The following is a 19453-nucleotide window of genomic DNA, read 5'->3' as shown; positions in this document are numbered from 1 at the left end:
GGAAGGTGACTAGCGCCGAAGCAAACAAGGCCGGATCCGCTCCCCGGATCTGGAACCTGCCGAACATCCTGACGATGGTGCGGATTGTGATGGTGCCGTTCTTCGTCTGGTTCCTCCTGCTCGACGCACCCGGCCTGACCGCCGAAAACGGGGTCTGGCGCTGGATCGCCGCGGTGACCTTCGCCGTCGCCATCTACACCGACAAGCTCGACGGCGACATCGCCCGCAGCCGCGGCCTGATCACCGACTTCGGCAAGATCGCCGACCCGATCGCGGACAAGCTGCTGATCGGCTCCGCCCTCGTGATGCTCTCACTGCTGCACGAGCTGCCCTGGTGGGTCACCGTCCTGATCCTGCTCCGCGAATGGGGCGTCACCGCCCTGCGCTTCTTCGTCATCCGCTACGGCGTGATCCCGGCCTCGCGCGGCGGGAAACTCAAGACCGTCATCCAGACCGTGGCCATCTTCCTGTACATCCTGCCGCTGGCCGCGATCGCGCCGTGGCTCGGCGTCGTCGCCTTCGCGGTGATGATGGTGGCCCTGGCAATCACGGTCTGGACCGGCGGCGAATACGTCATCGAGGCCCTCAAGCTGCGCGCCAGCGGCATTCGGGCACGGCAACAGCAGAACCAGGAGGGCAAGCCATGACCAATCCCCACCACCCGATCAACCTGCATCACCTGGCCGAACAGGCCGTCACGGGGGCGATCGGCCGGGGCCTGACCGTCGCCACCGCTGAATCCCTCACCGCCGGCATGGTCGCCGCCGTGCTGGCCGACACCCCCGGCGCGTCCGGGATGCTGCAGGGCGGCGTTGTCTCCTACCAGAACGCCGTCAAGGCTGAGGTGCTGGGCGTGCCGCGGGACCTGCTGGACAGCGCCGGAGCCGTCGACGGGCGCGTCGCCGAGGCCATGGCAGAGGGCACCCGCAGGCTCTGCCGCGCTGACATCGGCGTCTCCACCACCGGTGTCGCCGGGCCCGAGCCGCACGCCGGCAAGGACGTGGGATCCGTCTACATCGGCGTCGCCACCGCGGAGGGGTCGGCGTCGTACGCGTACAGCTTCGAGGGCAACCGGCCGGAAATCCGGGGCCAGGCCTGCGCCGCGGCGCTGGAGCGCCTGCTGGAAGCTCTGGCGCCCGCAAGCTACCGGGCGTAAAGTTGCCGGGAACAAAACTTGATTCCGAATAGTTGTTACATTGTGTCGCTTCCGAATAAGGGAGGCGCCTAGGATGAAAGCATCATCAGTGTCCGCCGTCACCGGCGGGCTCGACCTAAAGAGGGAGCAAGGCGATACAGATGGTAAAGCAGCCCGTATCCGTTAACGGCGTTGTCCGCTGGAAGGATGTGGGCCTCGCCGATCAGGCCAAGAGCGAACATAAGGAGCGCAAGATGGTTGTACTTCGTCACGAAATCGGTGATGTACTGCGCGATGTCCGCCAACGCCAAGGCCGTACCCTCCGCGAAGTCTCGCACAGTGCCCGCGTTTCGCTGGGCTACCTGAGTGAAGTGGAACGCGGCCAGAAGGAAGCCTCCTCGGAGCTGCTGTCCTCGATCTGCTCGGCCCTGGATGTTCCGCTCTCCATCATGCTCCGCGAGGTCAGCGACCGCGTCGCCGTCGCCGAGGGTGTTGCTGTTCCGGACACCGTCCCGCAGGAGTTTGCGCAGCGCTACGGCCGTGACCTGGACCGTGAGCTCAACTCCGACCTTAACGACGAGTTGGCCAAGGGCCTTCTTTCCGGGGCGCGCTAGCCCCGACACCCACTACTCGACAAAAGGCCCCGGCGGTGTGCCGGGGTCTTTTGCGTGCCCGGACGCACTGCAGTGCCGGGGAATCGTCCGCACTACTCCGGGTCGTCCCGGGGAAAGCCGTCGCGCTCGTAGGTGGCGTTGAGTTTGGCGATGTAGCGGGACAGGGTCTGCAGGTCCTCCGGCGGCCACTCGCCCAGCCGCTCGCGGAACACCTGGCGCCGGGCGTCCTGCACCTCGTGCATTTTCGCCTCGCCCGCGGGGGTCAGCCGGATCATCTGCGCGCGTCCATCGAGCGGATCGGCTTCCTTGGCCACCAGGCCAAGACGTTCCAGGAAGGCGATCTGCCGGCTCACCGAGGGTTTCCCGACCCCGACGCTGGAGGCCAGCTCGGTCAGCCGCATCGAGCCCTCCTTGCGGATCACCGAAAGCAGGCCGTAGGCGGCCGGTTCCATGTCCGGGTGGACCTGGCGGGAGAGGCGGTGGGAGATGGAGCGCGCGCGGCGCCAGAGCAGGCTTAACTGGTGTTCGACGGCGGCCAGCGCGGCGTCGGAGGAATCGTCAGTGCCGCCGGGGATGCCAGGGCCAACGGCGGAGTTGCTCATGGCAACCATTCTAGAGTCCTCCTGCGCCGTGAGAGACTCGATGGGTGAGAATCAGTGACTTTTGGCGCCTTATGGACGACGAATTCGGGGCCGGGTACTCCCGGGTCCTCAGCAGCACGCTGGTCCTGGCCGGAGTCGGCGGCCGGACCGCCGACGAGGCCTTGGGCGCCGGTGTAACGCCCCGGCAGGTGTGGCTGGCCATGTGCGAGGTCCAGGACGTGCCGCCGGAACGGCGGCTGGGCCGCGACGTCAAACCGCGCTGACGCCGGCGGCTGCCGCTGACACGCCGCAGCGATTGTTCGAATATCTGTTCGGGTAGGACTATGCTTTTTTTCAGAGTGTTTTCCACATACGCGGGGCCGGCAGGCAACTCTGTCGGTGGGTGCCAGTAGCTTCAGTAATGAACTGATCACCAACCTGATCAAGAACACTAAACACAGGGCCGGAACGGCCCTTCCACAGCGAAAGTAACAGAGGTGTGAACCATGGCCGCAGCCCCGGATCGCCAGAAAGCGCTCGACGCAGCGCTTGCCCAGATTGACAAGCAGTTCGGCAAAGGCTCCGTCATGCGCCTTGGCGACGAAGTCCGTGCGCCTATCGAGGTTATTCCGACCGGTTCCATCGCCTTGGACATTGCTTTGGGAATTGGCGGCCTGCCCCGTGGCCGGGTTGTGGAAATCTACGGTCCGGAATCCTCCGGTAAAACCACGGTGGCCCTGCACGCGGTCGCGAGTGCCCAGCGCCTGGGCGGCATCGCTGCGTTCATCGACGCCGAGCACGCCCTTGATCCGGAATACGCCGCCAGGCTCGGCGTCGACACGGATGCCCTCCTGGTCTCCCAGCCCGACACCGGCGAGCAGGCCCTGGAGATCATGGACATGCTGATTGGCTCGGGCTCCCTCGACGTCATTGTCATCGACTCCGTTGCCGCCCTGGTTCCCCGCGCGGAAATCGAAGGCGACATGGGTGACAGCCACGTTGGCCTGCAGGCGCGCCTGATGAGCCAGGCCCTCCGTAAGATCACCGGGCGCCTGAGCCAGACGAAGACCACGGCAATTTTCATCAACCAGCTGCGCGAGAAGATCGGTGTCTTCTTCGGCTCCCCGGAAACCACCACCGGTGGCAAGGCCCTGAAGTTCTACGCCTCGATCCGCATCGACGTCCGCAGGATCCAGACCCTCAAGGAGGGCGCGGACTCCGTCGGCAACCGCACCAAGGCCAAAATCGTCAAGAACAAGATGGCGCCGCCCTTCAAGATCGCCGAGTTCGACATCATTTACGGCCAGGGCATCTCCCGCGAGGGCGGCATCATCGACATGGGTGTCGAGCACGGCATCATCAAGAAGTCCGGCTCCTGGTTCACGTACGACGGTGACCAGCTGGGCCAGGGCATGGAAAACTCCCGCCGCTTCCTGCGCGACAACCCGGAACTGGCAGCCGAGCTGGAGCGCCTCATCAAGGAAAAGCTCGGCGTCGGTGTGAAGGCCCCGGCCGAGACCGAGGCGGAACCGAAGCTGAAGGCCGTTGACGGGTTCTAACGCCCGACGGCGCCACGGGGCAGGATTCCCGGCCGGGAATCCTGCCCCTGGCATGGACGACATTGACGAGGGGGACCGGTCGGGAACTTGGTCCCCGGATCGGCCCGGGGCCCGGCCCGGGGAACCATCCGGAGACCGGCCCGCGGGCCGGTCCCGCCGGGCGGGGGCTGCCGCCGAACTTGACCCGAACGCCGACCCGGCGGCGGTCGCGCGTGCCATTGTCCTGCGGCAGCTGACGAACTCGCCCAAAAGCCGGCTGCAGCTCGCCCGCAAACTGGCCGAGCGCAACGTCCCGGACGACGTCGCGGAAGCCGTGCTGGACCGCTTCGAGGAAGTGAAGCTCGTTGACGACGCGGACTTCGCCGACATGTGGGTGCGGTCCCGCGCCCAGAGCCGCAAACTCGCCAAGGGCGCGCTCCGGCGGGAACTCGCGGAGAAGGGCATCGACGCCGAAACCGCTGCCGGCGCCCTGGAACAGCTCAGCGACGAGGACGAGGAATCCGCGGCCCGCGAACTCGTCCAGCGCAAACTCAGGGGCGCCACCGGTTTCGGGGACCGCGCCGAGCGGGACAAGACCACCCGCCGGCTGGCCTCCATGCTCGCCCGCAAGGGATACCAGCCCTCGCAGGCCTTCCGGATCGTGGGCGAAGTCCTCGACGCCGCGGCGGCCGGTGCCGACCCCGGGGACGGACCGGATCTCGGGTAACCCCGCGATCCACCCGAGCCGGTACCCTTAGCAGGTGAGTTTGACCATTCCCTCCCCAGCAGCCGGCACCACCCCTTCCACTGGCGTCCCGCCGATCTCCGGCGTCTCGCCGACGTCTGGCGGGTCGCAGACGGCCGCGGCGCAGCCCCGCACCTACCAGGTGCGGACCTTCGGCTGCCAGATGAATGTGCACGACTCCGAGCGGATGTCCGGGATGCTCGAAGCCGCGGGTTACGTCCCCGCCGCCGGGGAACAGGCCGACGTCGTGGTCTTCAACACCTGCGCGGTACGGGAAAACGCCGACAACAAGCTCTACGGGAATCTCGGCATGCTGGCGCCGGTCAAGGCCGCCAACCCGGGAATGCAGATCGCTGTCGGCGGCTGCCTGGCGCAGAAGGACCGCGACACCATCCTGAAGAAGGCCCCCTGGGTGGACGCCGTCTTCGGCACACACAACGTCGGAGCCCTGCCTGCCCTGCTGGAACGGGCCCGCCACAACAACGAGGCACAGCTTGAAATCCTCGAGTCGCTCGATGTCTTCCCCTCCACCCTGCCCACCAAGCGGGACTCGGTCTACGCCGGCTGGGTGTCGATCTCCGTCGGCTGCAACAACACTTGCACCTTCTGCATCGTCCCGGCCCTGCGTGGCAAGGAAAAGGACCGCCGTCCCGGCGACATCCTGGCCGAGATCCAGGCCCTCGTCGACGACGGCGCAATCGAAGTAACCCTGCTGGGCCAGAACGTAAACTCCTACGGCGTGGAGTTCGGCGACCGCCAGGCCTTCTCCAAGCTGCTGCGCGCCTGCGGTGACATCCCCGGGCTGGAACGTGTCCGCTTCACCAGCCCGCACCCCGCAGCGTTCACCGATGACGTCATCGACGCCATGGCAGAGACCCCCAACGTGATGCCGCAGCTGCACATGCCCCTGCAGTCCGGCTCCGACAAGGTCCTGCGGGACATGAAACGGTCCTACCGCTCGACCAAATTCCTGGGCATCCTGGACAAGGTCCGCGAAAAAATCCCGCACGCCGCGATCTCCACGGACATCATCGTGGGGTTCCCCGGTGAGACCGAGGAGGACTTCCAGGCCACGCTCGACATCGTGGAAAAATCCCGCTTCGCCACCGCCTTCACCTTCCAGTACTCCAAGCGGCCCGGCACGCCCGCCGCCGAGCTCCCGGACCAGCTCCCCAAGGCAGTAGTCCAGGAGCGCTTCGAACGCCTCACCGCCCTGCAGGACCGGATCGCCGCCGAGGAGAACGCCCGCCAGCTCGGCCGGCGCGTGGAACTGATGGTCACGGCCCAGTCCGGGCGCAAGTCCGAGGAAACCCACCGGCTGTCCGGGCGGGCCCGGGACCAGCGCCTGGTGCACTTCTCCGTGCCCGCCGGCGCCGGAACGCCCCGCCCCGGCGACCTCGTCACCGTGACCATCACCGGGGCTGCGGCGTTCCACCTCGTCGCCGACCCGGCAACGGCGGACGACTACATCCTCCGCCGCTCCCGCGCCGGCGACGCCTGGGACAGGTCCCAGGCCGACTCCTGCGGGGCCCCCGCGCCGGGGTCTGCGTCCGGCGGAACCGGTGTGTCCCTGGGCATGCCCTCCCTTCCCGTCCGCGGACGCTAGCCCGTGGCAGGTCCGCAGGCCGCGGCGGGTGCCACCGCGGGTGACGGCCCGGCCGGCACACCGCCGGAGGATGCCAGTCCCGCCCTGCCCGTGATCGCCGTCGTCGGGCCGACCGGGTCCGGAAAGTCCGATCTCGCTGTTTCACTGGCACTGGAGCTCGACGGCGAAGTCATCAACGCCGATTCCATGCAGTTTTACCGCGGCATGGACATCGGCACCGCCAAAATCACCGAGGACGAACGCAGGGGAGTGCCACACCACCTCCTGGACATCCTGGACGTGACCGAGGAAGCGAGCGTCTCGGACTTCCAGCAGCAGGCCCGTGCGCTTATTGCCGACATCCACGGCCGCGGCAAACGCGCCGTCCTGGCCGGCGGCTCCGGGCTCTATGTCCGTGCCGCCCTGGACGTGCTGGAATTCCCGGGCACGGATCCTGCCATCCGGCGCCGGCTTGAGGCGGAACTGGAAACCGCCGGTCCGGCGCCACTGCGGGCACGGCTGGAACGCGTGGACCCGGTCTCAGCGGGCCGTCTCGGGGACGCACGCAGGATTGTCCGCGCCCTCGAAGTGTTCGAACTCACCGGACGGCCCTTCAGCTCGTTTATGCCCACCCGAGAGTACGTCCGGCCCGCCGTGCAGATCGGGCTGGAAGTGGACCGCGAACAGCTCCGGGAACGGCTGGCCCGCCGGGTCCACACCATGGTCGAGCGCGGCCTGCTCGACGAGGTACGGGAGCTCGACGCCGCCGGACTCCGACTGGGGCGGACCGCGCCGCGCGCCCTCGGCTACGCCCAGTTCCTCCGGGTCCTCGACGGCGAATCGGACGTGGCGCAGGCGACGGAGGAAACCATCGTCGCGACCCGGCAGTTCGCCCGCCGCCAGCTCACCTGGTTCCGGGCCGACCCCCGAATCAACTGGCTCGACTGGCAGGACCCGGACCTCGTTGCCAAGGCCGCCGCGCTTTGCGGACCCGGCCTTCCAGGCCCGGCCGCGGAATAGGCCCGGTGCGCCGGCCCGCGGCCCGCGGGCCGGTGGCCCGGTGCGCTGGCCCGCGGGCCGGTGGCCCGGTGCGCTGGCCCGCGCCGCGGACACGGAATTGGCCCGGGGCACTGGAACGGTAACCTTGAAACATGGATGAAACCCTTGCCGTGGCCGCTGACCGCAACCCCGCCGGTAACACGGCAGCCCTGAGCGGACTCAACTTTTCCAAAGGCCACGGCACCGGCAACGACTTTGTGCTCCTCGCCGACCCCAACGGCACTCTCGCAGTGACCCCTGAGCAGGTCGCAGCACTCTGTGACCGGCACCGCGGAATCGGCGGCGACGGACTGATCCGCGCCGTCCCGTCGCGGCTGCTCGCCGAGGGCCAGGAACTGCTGACACGGAATCCGGACGCCGAGTGGTTCATGGACTACCGCAACGGCGACGGCTCGCTGTCCGAGATGTGCGGCAACGGCGTCCGCGTCTTTGTGCACTTCCTGATCACCGAAGGCCTGGTCGAGCTCCCTGCCGGCGAGTCCCTGACCATCGGCACCCGGGCCGGCGCGAAAACGATCGTCCGCACCGCCGCCGGCTACGCCGTCGATATGGGCCCCTGGGAGTTCATCTTTCCGGGCGAGGCCACCGCGCGGGCCATGGATTCCCTGGTCAGCGCGGCGGGGCTGGAGGTCGCCAGGCCTGCCCTGTCCGTGAGCATGGGCAATCCGCATACGGTGGTGGCGCTGGCCGAACTGGCTGAACTGGATGCGACCCAGCTTCATACCGCACCCCACGTGGATCCGGCGCCGCCGCACGGCACCAACGTCGAATTTGTGGTGCCCTCCGAGCCGTTGGTCCATGACGGCGTCGGTACCATCACGATGCGCGTCCATGAGCGGGGTGTCGGGGAAACCCAGTCCTGCGGCACCGGTGCCTGTGCCGCAGCCGTCGCGATCCGCCACTGGGCCGGCCAGGGGGCGCCGGACGTCTGGAATGTCCACGTCCCGGGCGGCGTCGTCGGCGTGAAGTTCTTCGTCGGCGCGGAGGGCCACGAGCACGTCGAGCTCAGCGGCCCCGCGGTGATTGTGGCTAGCGGGACGCTTTCCTGACCCGCAGGATGCGGAACGACTTTGAGGTGCTCTCCCGGGTTACCGTGAAGCTGCTGTCGAGCTCGTCCGCCAGCCAGCGCTGCAGGGAATCAGACCCCAGGTTCTTCTGCACCACGAGCCAGGCCGAGCCGCCCGGAGCCAGCCGGGGCAGCCACAGCAGCAGCAGGGCGTGGAGTTCGTCCTTGCCGACCCGGATGGGCGGGTTGGACCAGATGGTGTCGAAGCGAAGCCCGGGGTCGACGGCGTCGGGCGTGCTGGCCGTGACATTGCCCAGTCCCAGCAGCGCCGCGTTTTCGTTGGTGAGGGTCACGCAGCGTTCGTTGACGTCCACGGCGTAGACCTGCGAGTGCGGTGCCCGCAGGGCCATGGTCAGCGCGATCGGACCCCAGCCGCAGCCGATATCCAGCAGCGTCCCCTGCGGTGCCGGGGCGGGAGCCTCCGCAAGCAGGACAGCTGTGCCCTTGTCGATCCCGTCGGGGCTGAAGATGCCCGACGACGTTTGCAGGCGCCGGGTCTCACCGGCAAGCTCCACAGTCAGGGGCTTGCGGGTGAACGGCCCGGCCGGCTGGGGGCTGAAATAGTGTGCGGACTCCATAACTGGCCAGATTAGTTGTCCGTCGGCAGGTATGGGAAACCGGGGAGGCCTGCCCCGCGTCCCGGCTCCACCTGCCGCGGCGCGCGGCCATGGCCCCGGGCCGGAGGCAACCGCGCGGTCTGTTAGGCTTAAAAGCATGTTCTCGAACTTCAAGTAGCCGGCACGGGTTAACTCCCGTCCCCGCAGCGACGCAGGTAGTTACCTTCCGCTCAGTGCGCCACCCCCACGAATGATCCCGGCACGGGATACCGATGGGCGGCGCCCGATCACCTTGGAGTCTGGCAGCGCTCACTGGAGCCTGGCCGAGCGGACAGCTTCTTCCTCTTCCTGGCTATACCTTGCCAGTCCCTCCCTCATCCCACCGCTCCTTGTGGAGCCCGCCCGCCCCCGGCACCGTTGCCGCAGGCATTCCTGGAGGCCCCGTTTTGACCAATAGTCGTCAGCCCAGCGCGAATACCGCCCCACCCAGCACCGATCCGCACTATTCTGAAACTGCCAAACCTCTAAAGGAGACCATGACCAGTCAGCCCAACCCCGGACCCGATTCAGCAGCCCAGGACATGAGTCCTGCGGAAATCCAGGCTGTCATCGACCGGATCCTCTCCAAGGACACCCCGGCCCGGAAAGCCGTCCCCGCTGCCGGTGAGCCCACGTCCGTGCTCGGCAAGGCGCAGGCGATCTCCCGGCAGGACGAGGAACACAGCAGCTACGACGGCGACCAGCAGGACCTCGAGGAACGCCACGCCCTGCGTCGTACCGCCGGGCTGTCCACCGAGCTCGAAGACGTCACCGAAGTCGAATACCGGCAGCTGCGCCTCGAGCGTGTTGTGCTGGCCGGCCTCTGGACCGAAGGCACCCTCGCCGACGCCGAGAACTCGCTCCGCGAACTCGCCGCCCTCGCCGAGACCGCCGGCTCGGAGGTCCTCGACGGGATCGTCCAGCGCCGCCAGAAACCCGATCCGGGCACGTTCCTCGGCTCCGGCAAGGCCCAGGAGCTCAAGGACATCGTGATGTCCACCGGTGCGGACACCGTCGTTGTCGACGCCGAACTGGCCCCCTCCCAGCGCCGCAGCCTGGAGGACATCGTCAAGGTCAAGGTGATCGACCGTACGGCCCTGATCCTGGACATCTTTGCCCAGCACGCCAAGAGCCGTGAAGGCAAGGCGCAGGTGGAGCTGGCCCAGCTCGAATACCTGCTCCCGCGCCTGCGCGGCTGGGGTGATTCGATGTCCCGCCAGGCCGGTGGCCAGGTCGGCGGTGCCGGTGCCGGCATGGGTTCGCGTGGTCCCGGTGAAACCAAGATTGAACTTGACCGCCGCAGGATCCGCACCCGGATGGCAAAGCTGCGCCGCGAAATCGCCGCGATGAAGCCGGCCCGGGAAACGAAACGGGCCAACCGCCGTCGTAATGCCGTGCCGTCCGTCGCGATCGCGGGGTACACCAACGCCGGCAAGTCCTCGCTGCTGAACCGGCTGACCGATGCCGGTGTCCTGGTGGAGAACGCCCTGTTCGCCACCCTGGACCCGACCGTCCGGAAAGCCGAAACCGCTGACGGGCTGGGCTACACCCTCGCCGACACCGTGGGATTTGTCCGTTCGCTGCCCACCCAGCTCGTGGAGGCGTTCCGCTCCACCCTGGAAGAGGTTGCCGACGCAGACCTGATCCTGCACGTCGTGGACGTCTCGCACCCGGATCCCGAAGGCCAGATCGCCGCCGTCCGCCAGGTGTTCAGCGAGGTCGATGCACGCAAGGTGCCGGAAATCATCGTCCTGAACAAGGCCGACGCCGCGGACCCCTTCGTGATCGAACGGCTCAAGCAGCGTGAACCGCGCCATGTGGTGGTCTCGGCCCGCACCGGCGAAGGCATCCCGGAACTGCTCAAGGCGATCAGTGAGGGCATCCCGCGGCCCAGCGTGAAGCTGGAACTGATGATCCCGTACAACCGCGGGGACCTGCTCAGCAAGCTGCACGAAACCGACGCCGAGATCCTCAGCCTCGACCACGAGGAAGCGGGCACCCGTGCCGTCGTGATGGTGCGCGAAGGATTCGCCGCTGAACTGGATTCGTTCATCAGCAATGACTGACGCAGCGGGGACCGGGGCGGACACCGGCGGCCCGGCAGGGGAGGATCCGGGAGCGGTAGACATGGCAGCGGAGGGCCCGGCAGCGGTGGACATTGCAGCCGCTGAACCCGCCGGCACCGGTCGGGCCGGGACCGACAACGCGGGATCCAATGACGCAGGATCCAAGGACGCGGGGACAAAACCCGCCGTCAGGCGTTCAGCAAAGAAAGGCGGCCCGGCCGGCGAGGAGTTCGTCATTGAACTCCTCGACCGCGCCGTGTCCGGCATGGGCGGCCAGAGCCGCGACGGCCAGCACGAGATGGCCCGGCAGGTGGCGCACGCGATCGACAGCGGCGACCACCTGCTGGTCCAGGCCGGCACCGGAACCGGCAAGTCCCTTGCCTACCTGATCCCGCTGATCGCCCATTCACTCGTCAGTGACAAGCCCACCCTGGTCTCCACCGCCACCCTGGCCCTGCAGACCCAGATCGTCGGCCGTGACCTGCCCCGGCTGCTGAAGACCATCACCCCGGCGCTTGACCGGCCGGTCAAGGTCGCCCTCGTCAAGGGCCGCTCCAACTACGTGTGCCGCCACAAGCTCGACGGCGGTTTCCCCTCCGAAGAACCGTCCGAAGGCCAGCTCTTCTCGCTCGGCGAGGACACCTCCGTGCCGCATTTCGCCGCGGCCATGGGCGGCCCGTCGTCGCAGCTCGGCAAGGAAGTCGTCCGGTTGCGTGAATGGGCCGAGGACACCCGGACGGGGGACCGGGACGAGCTCCTTCCCGGGGTCACGGACCGTGCCTGGCGGCAGGTCTCGGTGACCTCGATGGAGTGCCTGGGCGCGCAGAAGTGCCCGCTGGCGGCCGAATGCTTCAGCGAACTGGCCCGGGCGAACGCCGCGGACGCCGACGTCGTTGTCACCAACCACGCGATGCTGGCCGTCAGCGCCTTCGAGGGCCTCGCCGTGCTGCCGGACTACGACGTTGTGGTGGTCGATGAAGCCCATGAACTGCAGGACCGGGTGACCGGTGCCGTGTCCGGCCAGCTCTCCGTCGCGATGGTCCACGCCGCCGCGTCCGGGGCCCGGAAGAACACCGGCATCACCGTGGACGCCCTGAACAACGCCGCCTCCCACCTCGAACTTGCCATTGAGGGGGTACCCAGCGGCCTCATGCCCAACGGCCTCAACACCGAACAACTGGACTGTGTGGACCAGCTGCGGGACGCCTGCCGCGCCGCGCTCTCGGATTCCAAGGGGGACAGTGCCAATACCGCCGACGGCGGCCGCCAGCTCGCGCGCTCCCGCCTCATGGTGATCCTGGAACTCTGCGAACGGCTGCTCGCCGCCCGCGAGAACCGCGAAGTGGTCTGGTTTTCCCGCAACAGCACGTTTGACCCGCAGCAGGGCTACGCCCAGCCCGACGAGTCCGCGCCGGCACTGATCAACATCGCCCCGCTCAGCGTCGCAGGCCGGCTCCGCGAAGGACTGTTCGCGGACCACACCGTCATCCTGACCTCGGCGACCCTGGCGATCGGGTCCGCTTTCGAACCGGCCGCGGGCGGCCTTGGCCTGGTCGGGCCGGGTGCACCCAGCTGGACCGGTGTCGACGTCGGCTCGCCCTTCGAATACCCGAAACAGGGCATTCTGTATGTTGCCAGGCACCTGCCCAAGCCCGGGCGCGGTGTGTCCCCGGAAGCCCTCGACGAGCTGGAGAAGCTGATCCGGGCCTCCGACGGGGGAGCCCTGTGTCTGTTCTCCTCGCGGCGCGCGGCCGAGGAGGCCGCCGAGGCCATGCGGCCCCGGCTGGACATGAGCATCCTCTGCCAGGGCGATTCGACCATGACGGCGCTGGTGAAGCAGTTCGCCGACGAACCCGACACCTGCCTGTTCGGCACCATGTCCCTGTGGCAGGGTGTCGACGTGCCCGGGGACTCCTGCCGCCTCGTGGTAATCGACCGGATTCCCTTCCCGCGGCCAGATGATCCCCTCATGACCGCCCGGTCCCGCGCGGTGGCCCAGGCCGGCGGCAACGGCTTCATGAGCGTTTCGGCGACCCATGCAGCCATCCGCCTGGCGCAGGGCGCCGGCCGGCTGATCCGCACGACGACGGACCGGGGAGTGGTGGCCGTGCTGGACTCGCGGCTTTCCACCGAGCGCTACGGGGGATTCCTCCGCGCAGCCCTGCCGCCGTTCTGGCCGACGACAGATCCGGCGGTCGCCGTCGCGGCCCTGGAGCGGCTTGCCAAGGAAGCAGGACAGCCGGCCGCCTAGCCACCGCCGGGAAGGAACGCGAAGGGCCCCGTCCGATGCCGGCGGGGCCCATTTTTCTGGCGCCGACGCGCGGTTCCGTGCTGCCGCGGACCCGCCAGTCGTTCCAGCCGCGGACGAGCAGGTCCGTGCCGCCTAAAGGGAGCGCAGGACCGAGACGACCTTGCCCATGATGACGGCGTGATCGCCGAGGATGGGCTCGTACTGCGTGTTCTGGGGCAGCAGCCAGGTATGGCCGTCGCGCTGGCGGAACGTCTTGACGGTTGCCTCGTCGTCCAGCAGTGCTGCAACAATGTCACCGTTGAGGGCGTCGCCCTGCCGGCGGACAACGACCCAGTCGCCGTCGCAGATGGCCGCATCGATCATCGAGTCACCCGCGACTTTGAGCATAAAGAGCTCGCCGTGGCCCACGAGCTGGCGCGGCAGCGGCATGATGTCCTCGACGACCTGGTCGGCCAGGATCGGACCGCCGGCGGCGATCCGGCCGACCAGCGGCACCATGGCCGTGTCGGTGGCACTGGCCAGCTCGGAAACCGACAAGCCGCCGACCGTGCGCAGGCCACTGGACTTCTCGATCCCGGAAACCTTGGAGGTGCCCTCATCGAGCGTCAGGGGCATCAGGACTTCCATGGCCCGGGGACGCTTGGGATCCCGGCGCAGGTAACCGAGCTTCTCCAGCTGTGAGAGCTGGTGGGTGACGCTGGACAGGCTGGCGAGGCCGACGGTGTCACCGATCTCCCGCATGGACGGCGGGTATCCGTTGTCCGTTACGGACCGCTGGATGGTCTCCAGGATCTTCTTCTGCCGGACGGTGAGGCTCTTGGGTGGCCGGGCTGCCTGCGGGCTCCGCTGGGTGGCCCTGCCGCCTGTGGCTTGTGCTGCCATGTTCGCCAACGCCTTTCCGTTCCGCCCGGCCGCCGTGGCTGCGGCTGCCGGGAACTTCCGGCCTGAGATGAAATGTCAGACCCTGCTGATCAACTGCAGAAGTGGTTGTTCTTTGACTCAAACGTAGGCCAGCCACACAGCTTTTTCAAACATTTGTTCTAGCGAGTCTCGACAATGTTCGTTAATAAGTGCTAAAACAGAGCAGGCACGATTCGAATATGTGTTCTAGTTGGACACCGTTCGGACTCAGCACAACGTTCGGTTCTTTGTTCGAAGGTTAGGCCGGTTGGCGGCGCGTATGTGGAGTACGCCGGGCGGCACAGTATGGTCCAGGAGGGCTCAGTTCATGTCAGCATCAAGCGCATTTCACGACACTTTCGGCCGCGACGCGTTCGGCAACTACGGCCGCCCCGACGGCGGTGCATCGGAGGGCCAGCGGCGTTCCCTGGCCCAGCTCCCTTCCGCCGGCGGTCAGGCCTCCGACGGCCGGCCCGGCTTGGCCGGCCGCGGCGCGCGGGCCAAGCAGGCGCCGCTGCGCCTCACCCGGCGGGGACGCATCGTCTTCATCGGAGTGCCACTGATCATACTGGCCGCGCTCATCCTGTCCCTCAGTGGCTTCCTCAACGCCCCGGCCAAGGCCGCGGAGTCGGCCGCCGATCTGTCACTGACGCCCACCGTGTCCGTGACGGTTCAGCCCGGCGAGTCACTGTGGGCCATCGCCGAGGCCGTCGCGCCGGAGCGGGATCCGCGCGATGTGGTCGCCGACATCGTCCAGCTGAACAACCTGGACGCCGCCCGGGTCGTGCCGGGCCAGGCGCTTTTCATTCCGTCCAGCTAGCTCCGGGAATCCGTCACAGTTTCAGCGCCCGCAGCGATCTCACTTAAACTAGGAAAGTGACTGACCAGTTAGAGCGCCTGAACCGACTTCCCCTCCGGACGAATCTGCGGGGCCTGACGCCGTATGGCGCCCCGCAGCTGGACGTCCCCATTTTGCTCAACGTGAATGAGAACACCCATGGTGTCCCGGCCGATGTGCGTGCCGCCATTACCGAAGCCGTCACGATTGCCGCGGTCGGCCTGAACCGCTATCCGGACCGCGAGTTCACGGAACTCCGCACAGCCCTGGCCGAATACCTCGGGCACGGACTGGGCGCAGAGAATATCTGGGCCGCGAACGGCTCCAACGAGGTTCTCCAGCAGATCCTCCAGGCGTTCGGCGGACCGGGCCGGACCGTCATGGGCTTCCCTCCCACCTACTCGATGTACCCGCTGCTCGCGGCCGGCACGGACACCGGGTACCTCGCCGGGACCCGCACCGCGGACTACGGGCTGAGCGCGGCGTCTGCCGCCCGCCAGGTCCGCGACGCCGGACCGAACATCGTTTTCCTCTGCTCCCCGAACAACCCCACCGGCACCGGGCTTGGCCTGGACGTTGTGGAGGCTGTCTACGAGGCAGGCGAAGCCAGCCGGACCATCGTGATCGTCGACGAGGCGTACCACGAGTTCGCCCACGACGGCACGCCCAGCGCCCTGTCCCTGCTGCCCGGCCGGGAACGCCTGATCGTCTCGCGCACCATGAGCAAGGCCTTCGCCCTCGCCGGCGCCCGGGTGGGCTACATGGCGGCAGCGCCCGAAGTGACGGATGCCCTGCGCCTGGTCCGGCTCCCGTACCACCTCTCCGCCATCACCCAGGCGACCGCCCTGGCCGCCCTGCACCACCGGGTCGCGCTGATGGCCGACGTCGAGGACATCAAACGCCAGCGCGACAGGATTGTCTCCGAACTCCAGCGGATGGGCCTCAAACCGGCGGCGTCCGACTCCAACTACGTCTTCTTCGGCGGCCTGGACAATCCGCACGAGGTCTGGCAGGGCCTGCTCGACGCTGGCGTGCTGATCCGGGACGTCGGCATTCCGGGGCACTTGCGCGTTACCGCCGGGACTGAGACGGAAACCACAGCCTTCCTCGAAGCCCTCGAGCAGATCCTGGCCGGCCGCGCCGTACAGCCCGCCTAGACTTAACCCCAGGACATCCACCCTGCCTGCACGGCGGGCACCGTCGTCATCCAAAGGACACGCACATGAGCAACACCGGATCAACCGCTGCCGAGGGCCGGACCGCACGCATGGAACGGACCACCAGCGAGTCATCGGTGCTGGTTGAGATCAACCTGGACGGCACCGGCGTCTCGGACATCAGCACCTCGGTGCCCTTCTACGACCACATGCTGACCGCACTGAGCAAGCACTCCCTGATCGACATGACGGTCAAGGCCACCGGCGACACGCACATTGACGTCCACCACACGGTCGAGGACGTTGCCATCACCTTCGGCGAGGTTCTGCGCACCGCGCTCGGGAACAAGGCGGGTATCCGGCGGTTCGGCGAAGCCACCGTTCCGCTTGACGAGGCCCTCGCGCACGCCGTCGTCGACGTCTCCGGCCGCCCGTACCTCGTGCACGGCGGCGAGCCGGCCGGCCAGGAGTACCACCTGATCGGCGGACACTTCACCGGTTCGCTGACCCGCCACGTTTTCGAGGCGATCACGTTGCACGCCGGAATCTGCCTGCACATGAACGTGACCGCCGGCCGGGATCCGCACCACATCGTCGAGGCCCAGTTCAAGGCGTTCGCCCGCGCCCTGCGCGCCGCGGTCGAACCGGACCCCCGCGTCAAGGGCATTCCGTCGACCAAGGGTGCGCTGTGACCGGCAAGGTGCTGAAGGACGGCGCGATCATCGACCCCGACGCTGGCCGGAAGCTGGCATCGCCCGAAGGCAAACCCACCGTCACGGTCCTGGACTACGGCTCCGGCAACATCCGCTCCGCCGTCCGCGCCCTGGAACGCGCCGGCGCCGAAGTGATCCTCAGCTCCAAGCCGGAGGACGTGCTGAACGCCGACGGCCTGGTGGTCCCCGGGGTCGGTGCATTCGAAACCGTGATGCGTGAACTCAAAGCAGTCGACGCGGTCCGCATGATCGGCCGCCGCGTCGCCGGGGGCCGTCCCGTCCTGGCCATTTGCGTGGGACTGCAGGTCCTGTTCGAAGCCGGCGTCGAACACGGCACCGAATCCGAAGGGATGGGGGAGTGGCCCGGCAAGGTGGAACTCCTCCCGGCTGACGTCGTACCGCACATGGGCTGGAACACGGTGTCCGCTCCGGAAGGTTCCAGGCTCTTCGCCGGTGTCGAGGACGAGCGCTTCTACTTCGTCCACTCCTACGGTGTCCAGAAGTGGGACTTCGACGTGATCCAGCCGCGGATGACCGCACCGCTTGTCACCTGGTCGGAGCACGGCGCCCCGTTCATCGCGGCCGTGGAAAACGGCCCGTTGTCCGCCACGCAATTCCACCCCGAGAAGTCCGGCGACGCCGGCGCACGGCTGCTGCGAAACTGGGTCGACGGCCTGCGCAGCCGAGCCGGGACCGCCTGAATGTGGTCCATAGTGCTGATGGGCCTGGCCGGCCTGCTGGTCGGCGGCGGGCTGTCCTTCCGCCAGCAGAAGAGCCCGCGCTGGATCCAGGTTGTGTTCTACGTCCTCGCCGGCATGGCGCTGCTCGCGGCCTACCTCCTGACACTGCCCGCCGCCTGACGCATTGCACCGCCGCACTGCAGCGCCACCACCGCCGCAACCCCCTGCCGTCCCCAAAAGAGCCGTCCCTAAGAGCTGAGGATCCACGATGACCACCGAAACCCCGCTGCCCGTGCTGGAGCTGCTGCCCGCCGTCGACGTCGTCAACGGCCAGGCCGTCCGTCTCGTCCAGGGTGAGGCCGGCAGCGAGACCAGCTACGGCACTCCCCTCGAAGCGGCGCTCAACTGGCAGCAACAGGGGGCCGAATGGGTCCACCTCGTCGACCTCGACGCCGCCTTCGGCCGGGGCTCCAACGCTGACCTGCTCCGCGAAGTGGTCGGCCGGCTCGACATCAAGGTGGAGCTCTCCGGCGGCCTGCGTGACGACGAGTCGCTCGAGAAGGCCCTCGACCTGGGCGTGGCCCGCGTGAACCTGGGCACGGCAGCCCTGGAGAACCCGGAATGGACCGCACGAGTGATCGAGCGGTTCGGCGACAAAATCGCCGTCGGGCTGGACGTCCGCGGCACCACCCTCGCCGGCCGCGGCTGGACCAAGGAAGGCGGGGACCTCTGGGACGTCCTCGCACGCCTCGAAGAGGCCGGCTGCTCCCGCTATGTCGTCACGGACGTCACCAAGGACGGCACGCTCCAGGGACCCAACGTGGAACTGCTGCGCCAGATGGTGGAGAAGACCGGCAAGCCGGTCGTCGCCTCCGGCGGGATTTCCAGCCTCGACGACCTCAAGGTCCTGCGCTCCCTCGTGCCGCTCGGCGTCGAGGGCGCCATCGTCGGCAAGGCCCTCTACAACGGCAACTTCACCCTGCCCGAGGCCCTCGACGTCGCCGGCCGCCGCTAGCCGGTCCACAGCATGGAACCCCAGCCGGCCGGCAACAGCGCCGCCGACAGCCCAGCCCCGCAGCGCCAGCTGCCCGGCCATATCGCCGCTGCCCTCGCCGGCGCCGGGGGAGCAGCCGACTCGGCGGGCCAGCCCTGGGCCGGGCGCAGCCTCACCGGCGACGACGCCAGGATCCACAACTTCGAGGACGACGACGGCGCTGCCGACGGCGGCTACCTCGCCGCCCTGGCTGCCCTCGCGTCCGGGACCGGCGACGAGGCCGCGGTGGTGGCAGCGCTGGCCACGGCACGGGTTTTTGTGCCAATCCTCGCCACCCTCGCCGAGGAAGCCGAAGGCGCCGGCGGGCTGCAGGCCGACAAACAGGCCGACATGGCCCTGGTGACGCTCAAGGCCCCGGACGGCCGGACAGCCATGCCCGTGTTCACCTCGGCCGCCGCGCTCGAAGCCTGGCACCCCGCGGCCCGCCCGGTGGCTGTCTACGCTGCCCGAGCGGCCCTCTCCGCGGTCGCTGAGGGCGCGGAACTGCTCGTGCTCGACCCCGGCTCCCCGGTGACCTTTGTTGTGCGCCGCCCCGCGGTGTGGGCCCTGGCGCAGCAGCGGGACTGGACGCCGTCATATGCTGATCCCGAGCTCGCCGGGAGCCTCGGCGGGGCCGCCGCTGGCTTTCCCGCGGTCCGGCGTGTAGAAATTCATCCAGGCGGTGGAGTCGCCTCGCTGGCAGCCGATGGAACGCCGCTGCCGGGCGGAGGCGCCGGCCCGGAACTCCGGGTACTGCTCTACCTTGAAGACGGGCTCGACGCCGCCGGCGTCCAGTCCATCGTGTCCGGCCTCAACGATGCCTGGGCGCGGAATGAAGTATTTGCTGAGCGGGTTGACTCGATCGAGGTCAAATTGCAGCGCGCAGCACAGTAGCT

At 68.1% G+C, this 19453-nt stretch carries 21 protein-coding genes; 18 read left to right on the top strand and 3 right to left on the bottom strand.

The window, feature by feature from the left end; translation table 11 throughout:
- The first annotated feature begins 5 nt into the window (after window positions 1-5).
- From pgsA to AC50YM_RS14590, 3 genes are all read left to right on the top strand, one after another.
- The gene (gene pgsA, locus AC50YM_RS14600) at window positions 6-647 is read left to right on the top strand and encodes a CDP-diacylglycerol--glycerol-3-phosphate 3-phosphatidyltransferase (RefSeq protein ID WP_494957672.1); all 642 of its coding nucleotides are present in this window, start codon (window positions 6-8) and stop codon (window positions 645-647) included.
- Window positions 644-1156 carry a CinA family protein gene (locus AC50YM_RS14595; RefSeq protein ID WP_494957671.1) on the top strand — a complete coding sequence of 171 codons (513 nt, stop codon included), beginning with the start codon at window positions 644-646 and terminating at the stop codon, window positions 1154-1156. Before pgsA ends, AC50YM_RS14595 begins: the two co-directional genes overlap by 4 nt.
- A 140-nt stretch (window positions 1157-1296) precedes the next feature.
- A complete protein-coding gene (locus AC50YM_RS14590; RefSeq protein ID WP_494957670.1) occupies window positions 1297-1749 on the top strand; it encodes a helix-turn-helix domain-containing protein in 453 nt (150 codons plus the stop codon).
- Window positions 1750-1841: 92 nt separating this feature from the next.
- On the opposite strand, the gene AC50YM_RS14585 is transcribed toward AC50YM_RS14590, so the two are convergent.
- Window positions 1842-2351, bottom strand: a complete 510-nt coding sequence (locus tag AC50YM_RS14585; RefSeq protein ID WP_494957669.1) for a MarR family winged helix-turn-helix transcriptional regulator — start codon at window positions 2349-2351, stop codon at window positions 1842-1844.
- A gap of 44 nt (window positions 2352-2395) precedes the next feature.
- Here AC50YM_RS14585 and AC50YM_RS14580 point away from each other — a divergent pair, with 44 nt between their 5' ends.
- The 6 genes from AC50YM_RS14580 (at window position 2396) to dapF (ending at window position 8306) form a co-directional block, all read left to right on the top strand.
- Window positions 2396-2614, top strand: coding sequence for a DUF3046 domain-containing protein (locus AC50YM_RS14580; RefSeq protein WP_494957668.1), 219 nt, complete (start codon window positions 2396-2398; stop codon window positions 2612-2614).
- Window positions 2615-2836: 222 nt separating this feature from the next.
- Complete coding sequence (gene recA, locus AC50YM_RS14575; RefSeq protein WP_307458471.1) at window positions 2837-3889, top strand: recombinase RecA; 1053 nt, start codon at window positions 2837-2839, stop codon at window positions 3887-3889.
- 52 nt (window positions 3890-3941) lie between these two features.
- The gene (locus tag AC50YM_RS14570) at window positions 3942-4595 is read left to right on the top strand and encodes a regulatory protein RecX (protein ID WP_494957667.1); all 654 of its coding nucleotides are present in this window, start codon (window positions 3942-3944) and stop codon (window positions 4593-4595) included.
- A 34-nt stretch (window positions 4596-4629) separates the two neighbouring features.
- Window positions 4630-6219: a tRNA (N6-isopentenyl adenosine(37)-C2)-methylthiotransferase MiaB gene (miaB, locus tag AC50YM_RS14565; protein ID WP_494957666.1), complete on the top strand. Its 1590-nt coding sequence runs from the start codon at window positions 4630-4632 to the stop codon at window positions 6217-6219.
- Window positions 6220-6303: 84 nt separating this feature from the next.
- Window positions 6304-7218, top strand: a complete 915-nt coding sequence (miaA, locus tag AC50YM_RS14560; protein ID WP_494957692.1) for a tRNA (adenosine(37)-N6)-dimethylallyltransferase MiaA — start codon at window positions 6304-6306, stop codon at window positions 7216-7218.
- A 131-nt stretch (window positions 7219-7349) separates the two neighbouring features.
- On the top strand, window positions 7350-8306 hold the full coding sequence (dapF, locus tag AC50YM_RS14555) for a diaminopimelate epimerase (protein ID WP_494957665.1): 957 nt from the start codon (window positions 7350-7352) through the stop codon (window positions 8304-8306).
- Here the strand turns inward: dapF and AC50YM_RS14550 are convergent.
- Window positions 8287-8901 carry a class I SAM-dependent methyltransferase gene (locus AC50YM_RS14550; RefSeq protein WP_494957664.1) on the bottom strand — a complete coding sequence of 205 codons (615 nt, stop codon included), beginning with the start codon at window positions 8899-8901 and terminating at the stop codon, window positions 8287-8289. The genes dapF and AC50YM_RS14550 overlap by 20 nt on opposite strands.
- A 515-nt stretch (window positions 8902-9416) precedes the next feature.
- Between AC50YM_RS14550 and hflX the strand changes: the two genes are divergently transcribed.
- Together hflX and AC50YM_RS14540 are read left to right on the top strand one after the other, a co-directional pair.
- Window positions 9417-10985, top strand: a complete 1569-nt coding sequence (gene hflX, locus AC50YM_RS14545; RefSeq protein ID WP_494957663.1) for a GTPase HflX — start codon at window positions 9417-9419, stop codon at window positions 10983-10985.
- Window positions 10978-13236 carry an ATP-dependent DNA helicase gene (locus AC50YM_RS14540; RefSeq protein ID WP_494957662.1) on the top strand — a complete coding sequence of 753 codons (2259 nt, stop codon included), beginning with the start codon at window positions 10978-10980 and terminating at the stop codon, window positions 13234-13236. The genes hflX and AC50YM_RS14540 overlap by 8 nt, the downstream gene beginning before the upstream one ends.
- Window positions 13237-13368: 132 nt before the next feature.
- Here AC50YM_RS14540 and lexA read toward each other — a convergent pair whose 3' ends face one another.
- Window positions 13369-14118, bottom strand: a complete 750-nt coding sequence (gene lexA / locus AC50YM_RS14535) for a transcriptional repressor LexA (protein ID WP_494957661.1) — start codon at window positions 14116-14118, stop codon at window positions 13369-13371.
- A 346-nt stretch (window positions 14119-14464) separates the two neighbouring features.
- Here lexA and AC50YM_RS14530 point away from each other — a divergent pair, with 346 nt between their 5' ends.
- From AC50YM_RS14530 to AC50YM_RS14500, 7 genes are all read left to right on the top strand, one after another.
- Window positions 14465-14956 carry a LysM peptidoglycan-binding domain-containing protein gene (locus AC50YM_RS14530; RefSeq protein ID WP_494957660.1) on the top strand — a complete coding sequence of 164 codons (492 nt, stop codon included), beginning with the start codon at window positions 14465-14467 and terminating at the stop codon, window positions 14954-14956.
- Window positions 14957-15012: 56 nt separating this feature from the next.
- The gene (locus AC50YM_RS14525; RefSeq protein WP_494957659.1) at window positions 15013-16131 is read left to right on the top strand and encodes a histidinol-phosphate transaminase; all 1119 of its coding nucleotides are present in this window, start codon (window positions 15013-15015) and stop codon (window positions 16129-16131) included.
- A 65-nt stretch (window positions 16132-16196) separates the two neighbouring features.
- Window positions 16197-16823 carry an imidazoleglycerol-phosphate dehydratase HisB gene (gene hisB / locus AC50YM_RS14520; RefSeq protein WP_024366742.1) on the top strand — a complete coding sequence of 209 codons (627 nt, stop codon included), beginning with the start codon at window positions 16197-16199 and terminating at the stop codon, window positions 16821-16823.
- Window positions 16820-17545: an imidazole glycerol phosphate synthase subunit HisH gene (gene hisH / locus AC50YM_RS14515; protein ID WP_494957658.1), complete on the top strand. Its 726-nt coding sequence runs from the start codon at window positions 16820-16822 to the stop codon at window positions 17543-17545. Before hisB ends, hisH begins: the two co-directional genes overlap by 4 nt.
- Entirely contained in the window at window positions 17546-17704 is a 159-nt protein-coding gene (locus AC50YM_RS14510) for a hypothetical protein (protein WP_494894525.1), read from the top strand.
- Window positions 17705-17792: 88 nt separating this feature from the next.
- Entirely contained in the window at window positions 17793-18539 is a 747-nt protein-coding gene (gene priA / locus AC50YM_RS14505; RefSeq protein WP_494894526.1) for a bifunctional 1-(5-phosphoribosyl)-5-((5-phosphoribosylamino)methylideneamino)imidazole-4-carboxamide isomerase/phosphoribosylanthranilate isomerase PriA, read from the top strand.
- A 12-nt stretch (window positions 18540-18551) separates the two neighbouring features.
- Entirely contained in the window at window positions 18552-19451 is a 900-nt protein-coding gene (locus tag AC50YM_RS14500; RefSeq protein ID WP_494957657.1) for an SseB family protein, read from the top strand.
- Window positions 19452-19453 lie beyond the last annotated feature (2 nt).

It is taken from the genome of Pseudarthrobacter sp. RHLT1-30-1, from assembly GCF_059383415.1.
Note: the sequence above shows the minus strand (reverse complement) of the source record. Positions and strands in the feature narration are given on the sequence as shown.

Excerpts from the sequence above, each read along its gene's own strand:
- AC50YM_RS14595 (WP_494957671.1), top strand. The coding sequence starts at position 644 with ATGACCAATCCCCACCACCCGATCAACCTGCATCACCTGGCCGAACAG.
- AC50YM_RS14590 (WP_494957670.1), top strand. The coding sequence starts at position 1,297 with ATGGTAAAGCAGCCCGTATCCGTTAACGGCGTTGTCCGCTGGAAGGAT.
- AC50YM_RS14585 (WP_494957669.1), bottom strand. The coding sequence starts at position 2,351 with ATGAGCAACTCCGCCGTTGGCCCTGGCATCCCCGGCGGCACTGACGAT.
- recA (WP_307458471.1), top strand. The coding sequence starts at position 2,837 with ATGGCCGCAGCCCCGGATCGCCAGAAAGCGCTCGACGCAGCGCTTGCC.
- AC50YM_RS14570 (WP_494957667.1), top strand. The coding sequence starts at position 3,942 with ATGGACGACATTGACGAGGGGGACCGGTCGGGAACTTGGTCCCCGGAT.
- dapF (WP_494957665.1), top strand. The coding sequence starts at position 7,350 with ATGGATGAAACCCTTGCCGTGGCCGCTGACCGCAACCCCGCCGGTAAC.
- AC50YM_RS14550 (WP_494957664.1), bottom strand. The coding sequence starts at position 8,901 with ATGGAGTCCGCACACTATTTCAGCCCCCAGCCGGCCGGGCCGTTCACC.
- hflX (WP_494957663.1), top strand. The coding sequence starts at position 9,417 with ATGACCAGTCAGCCCAACCCCGGACCCGATTCAGCAGCCCAGGACATG.
- AC50YM_RS14540 (WP_494957662.1), top strand. The coding sequence starts at position 10,978 with ATGACTGACGCAGCGGGGACCGGGGCGGACACCGGCGGCCCGGCAGGG.
- lexA (WP_494957661.1), bottom strand. The coding sequence starts at position 14,118 with ATGGCAGCACAAGCCACAGGCGGCAGGGCCACCCAGCGGAGCCCGCAG.
- AC50YM_RS14530 (WP_494957660.1), top strand. The coding sequence starts at position 14,465 with ATGTCAGCATCAAGCGCATTTCACGACACTTTCGGCCGCGACGCGTTC.
- hisB (WP_024366742.1), top strand. The coding sequence starts at position 16,197 with ATGAGCAACACCGGATCAACCGCTGCCGAGGGCCGGACCGCACGCATG.
- AC50YM_RS14510 (WP_494894525.1), top strand. The coding sequence starts at position 17,546 with ATGTGGTCCATAGTGCTGATGGGCCTGGCCGGCCTGCTGGTCGGCGGC.
- priA (WP_494894526.1), top strand. The coding sequence starts at position 17,793 with ATGACCACCGAAACCCCGCTGCCCGTGCTGGAGCTGCTGCCCGCCGTC.
- AC50YM_RS14500 (WP_494957657.1), top strand. The coding sequence starts at position 18,552 with ATGGAACCCCAGCCGGCCGGCAACAGCGCCGCCGACAGCCCAGCCCCG.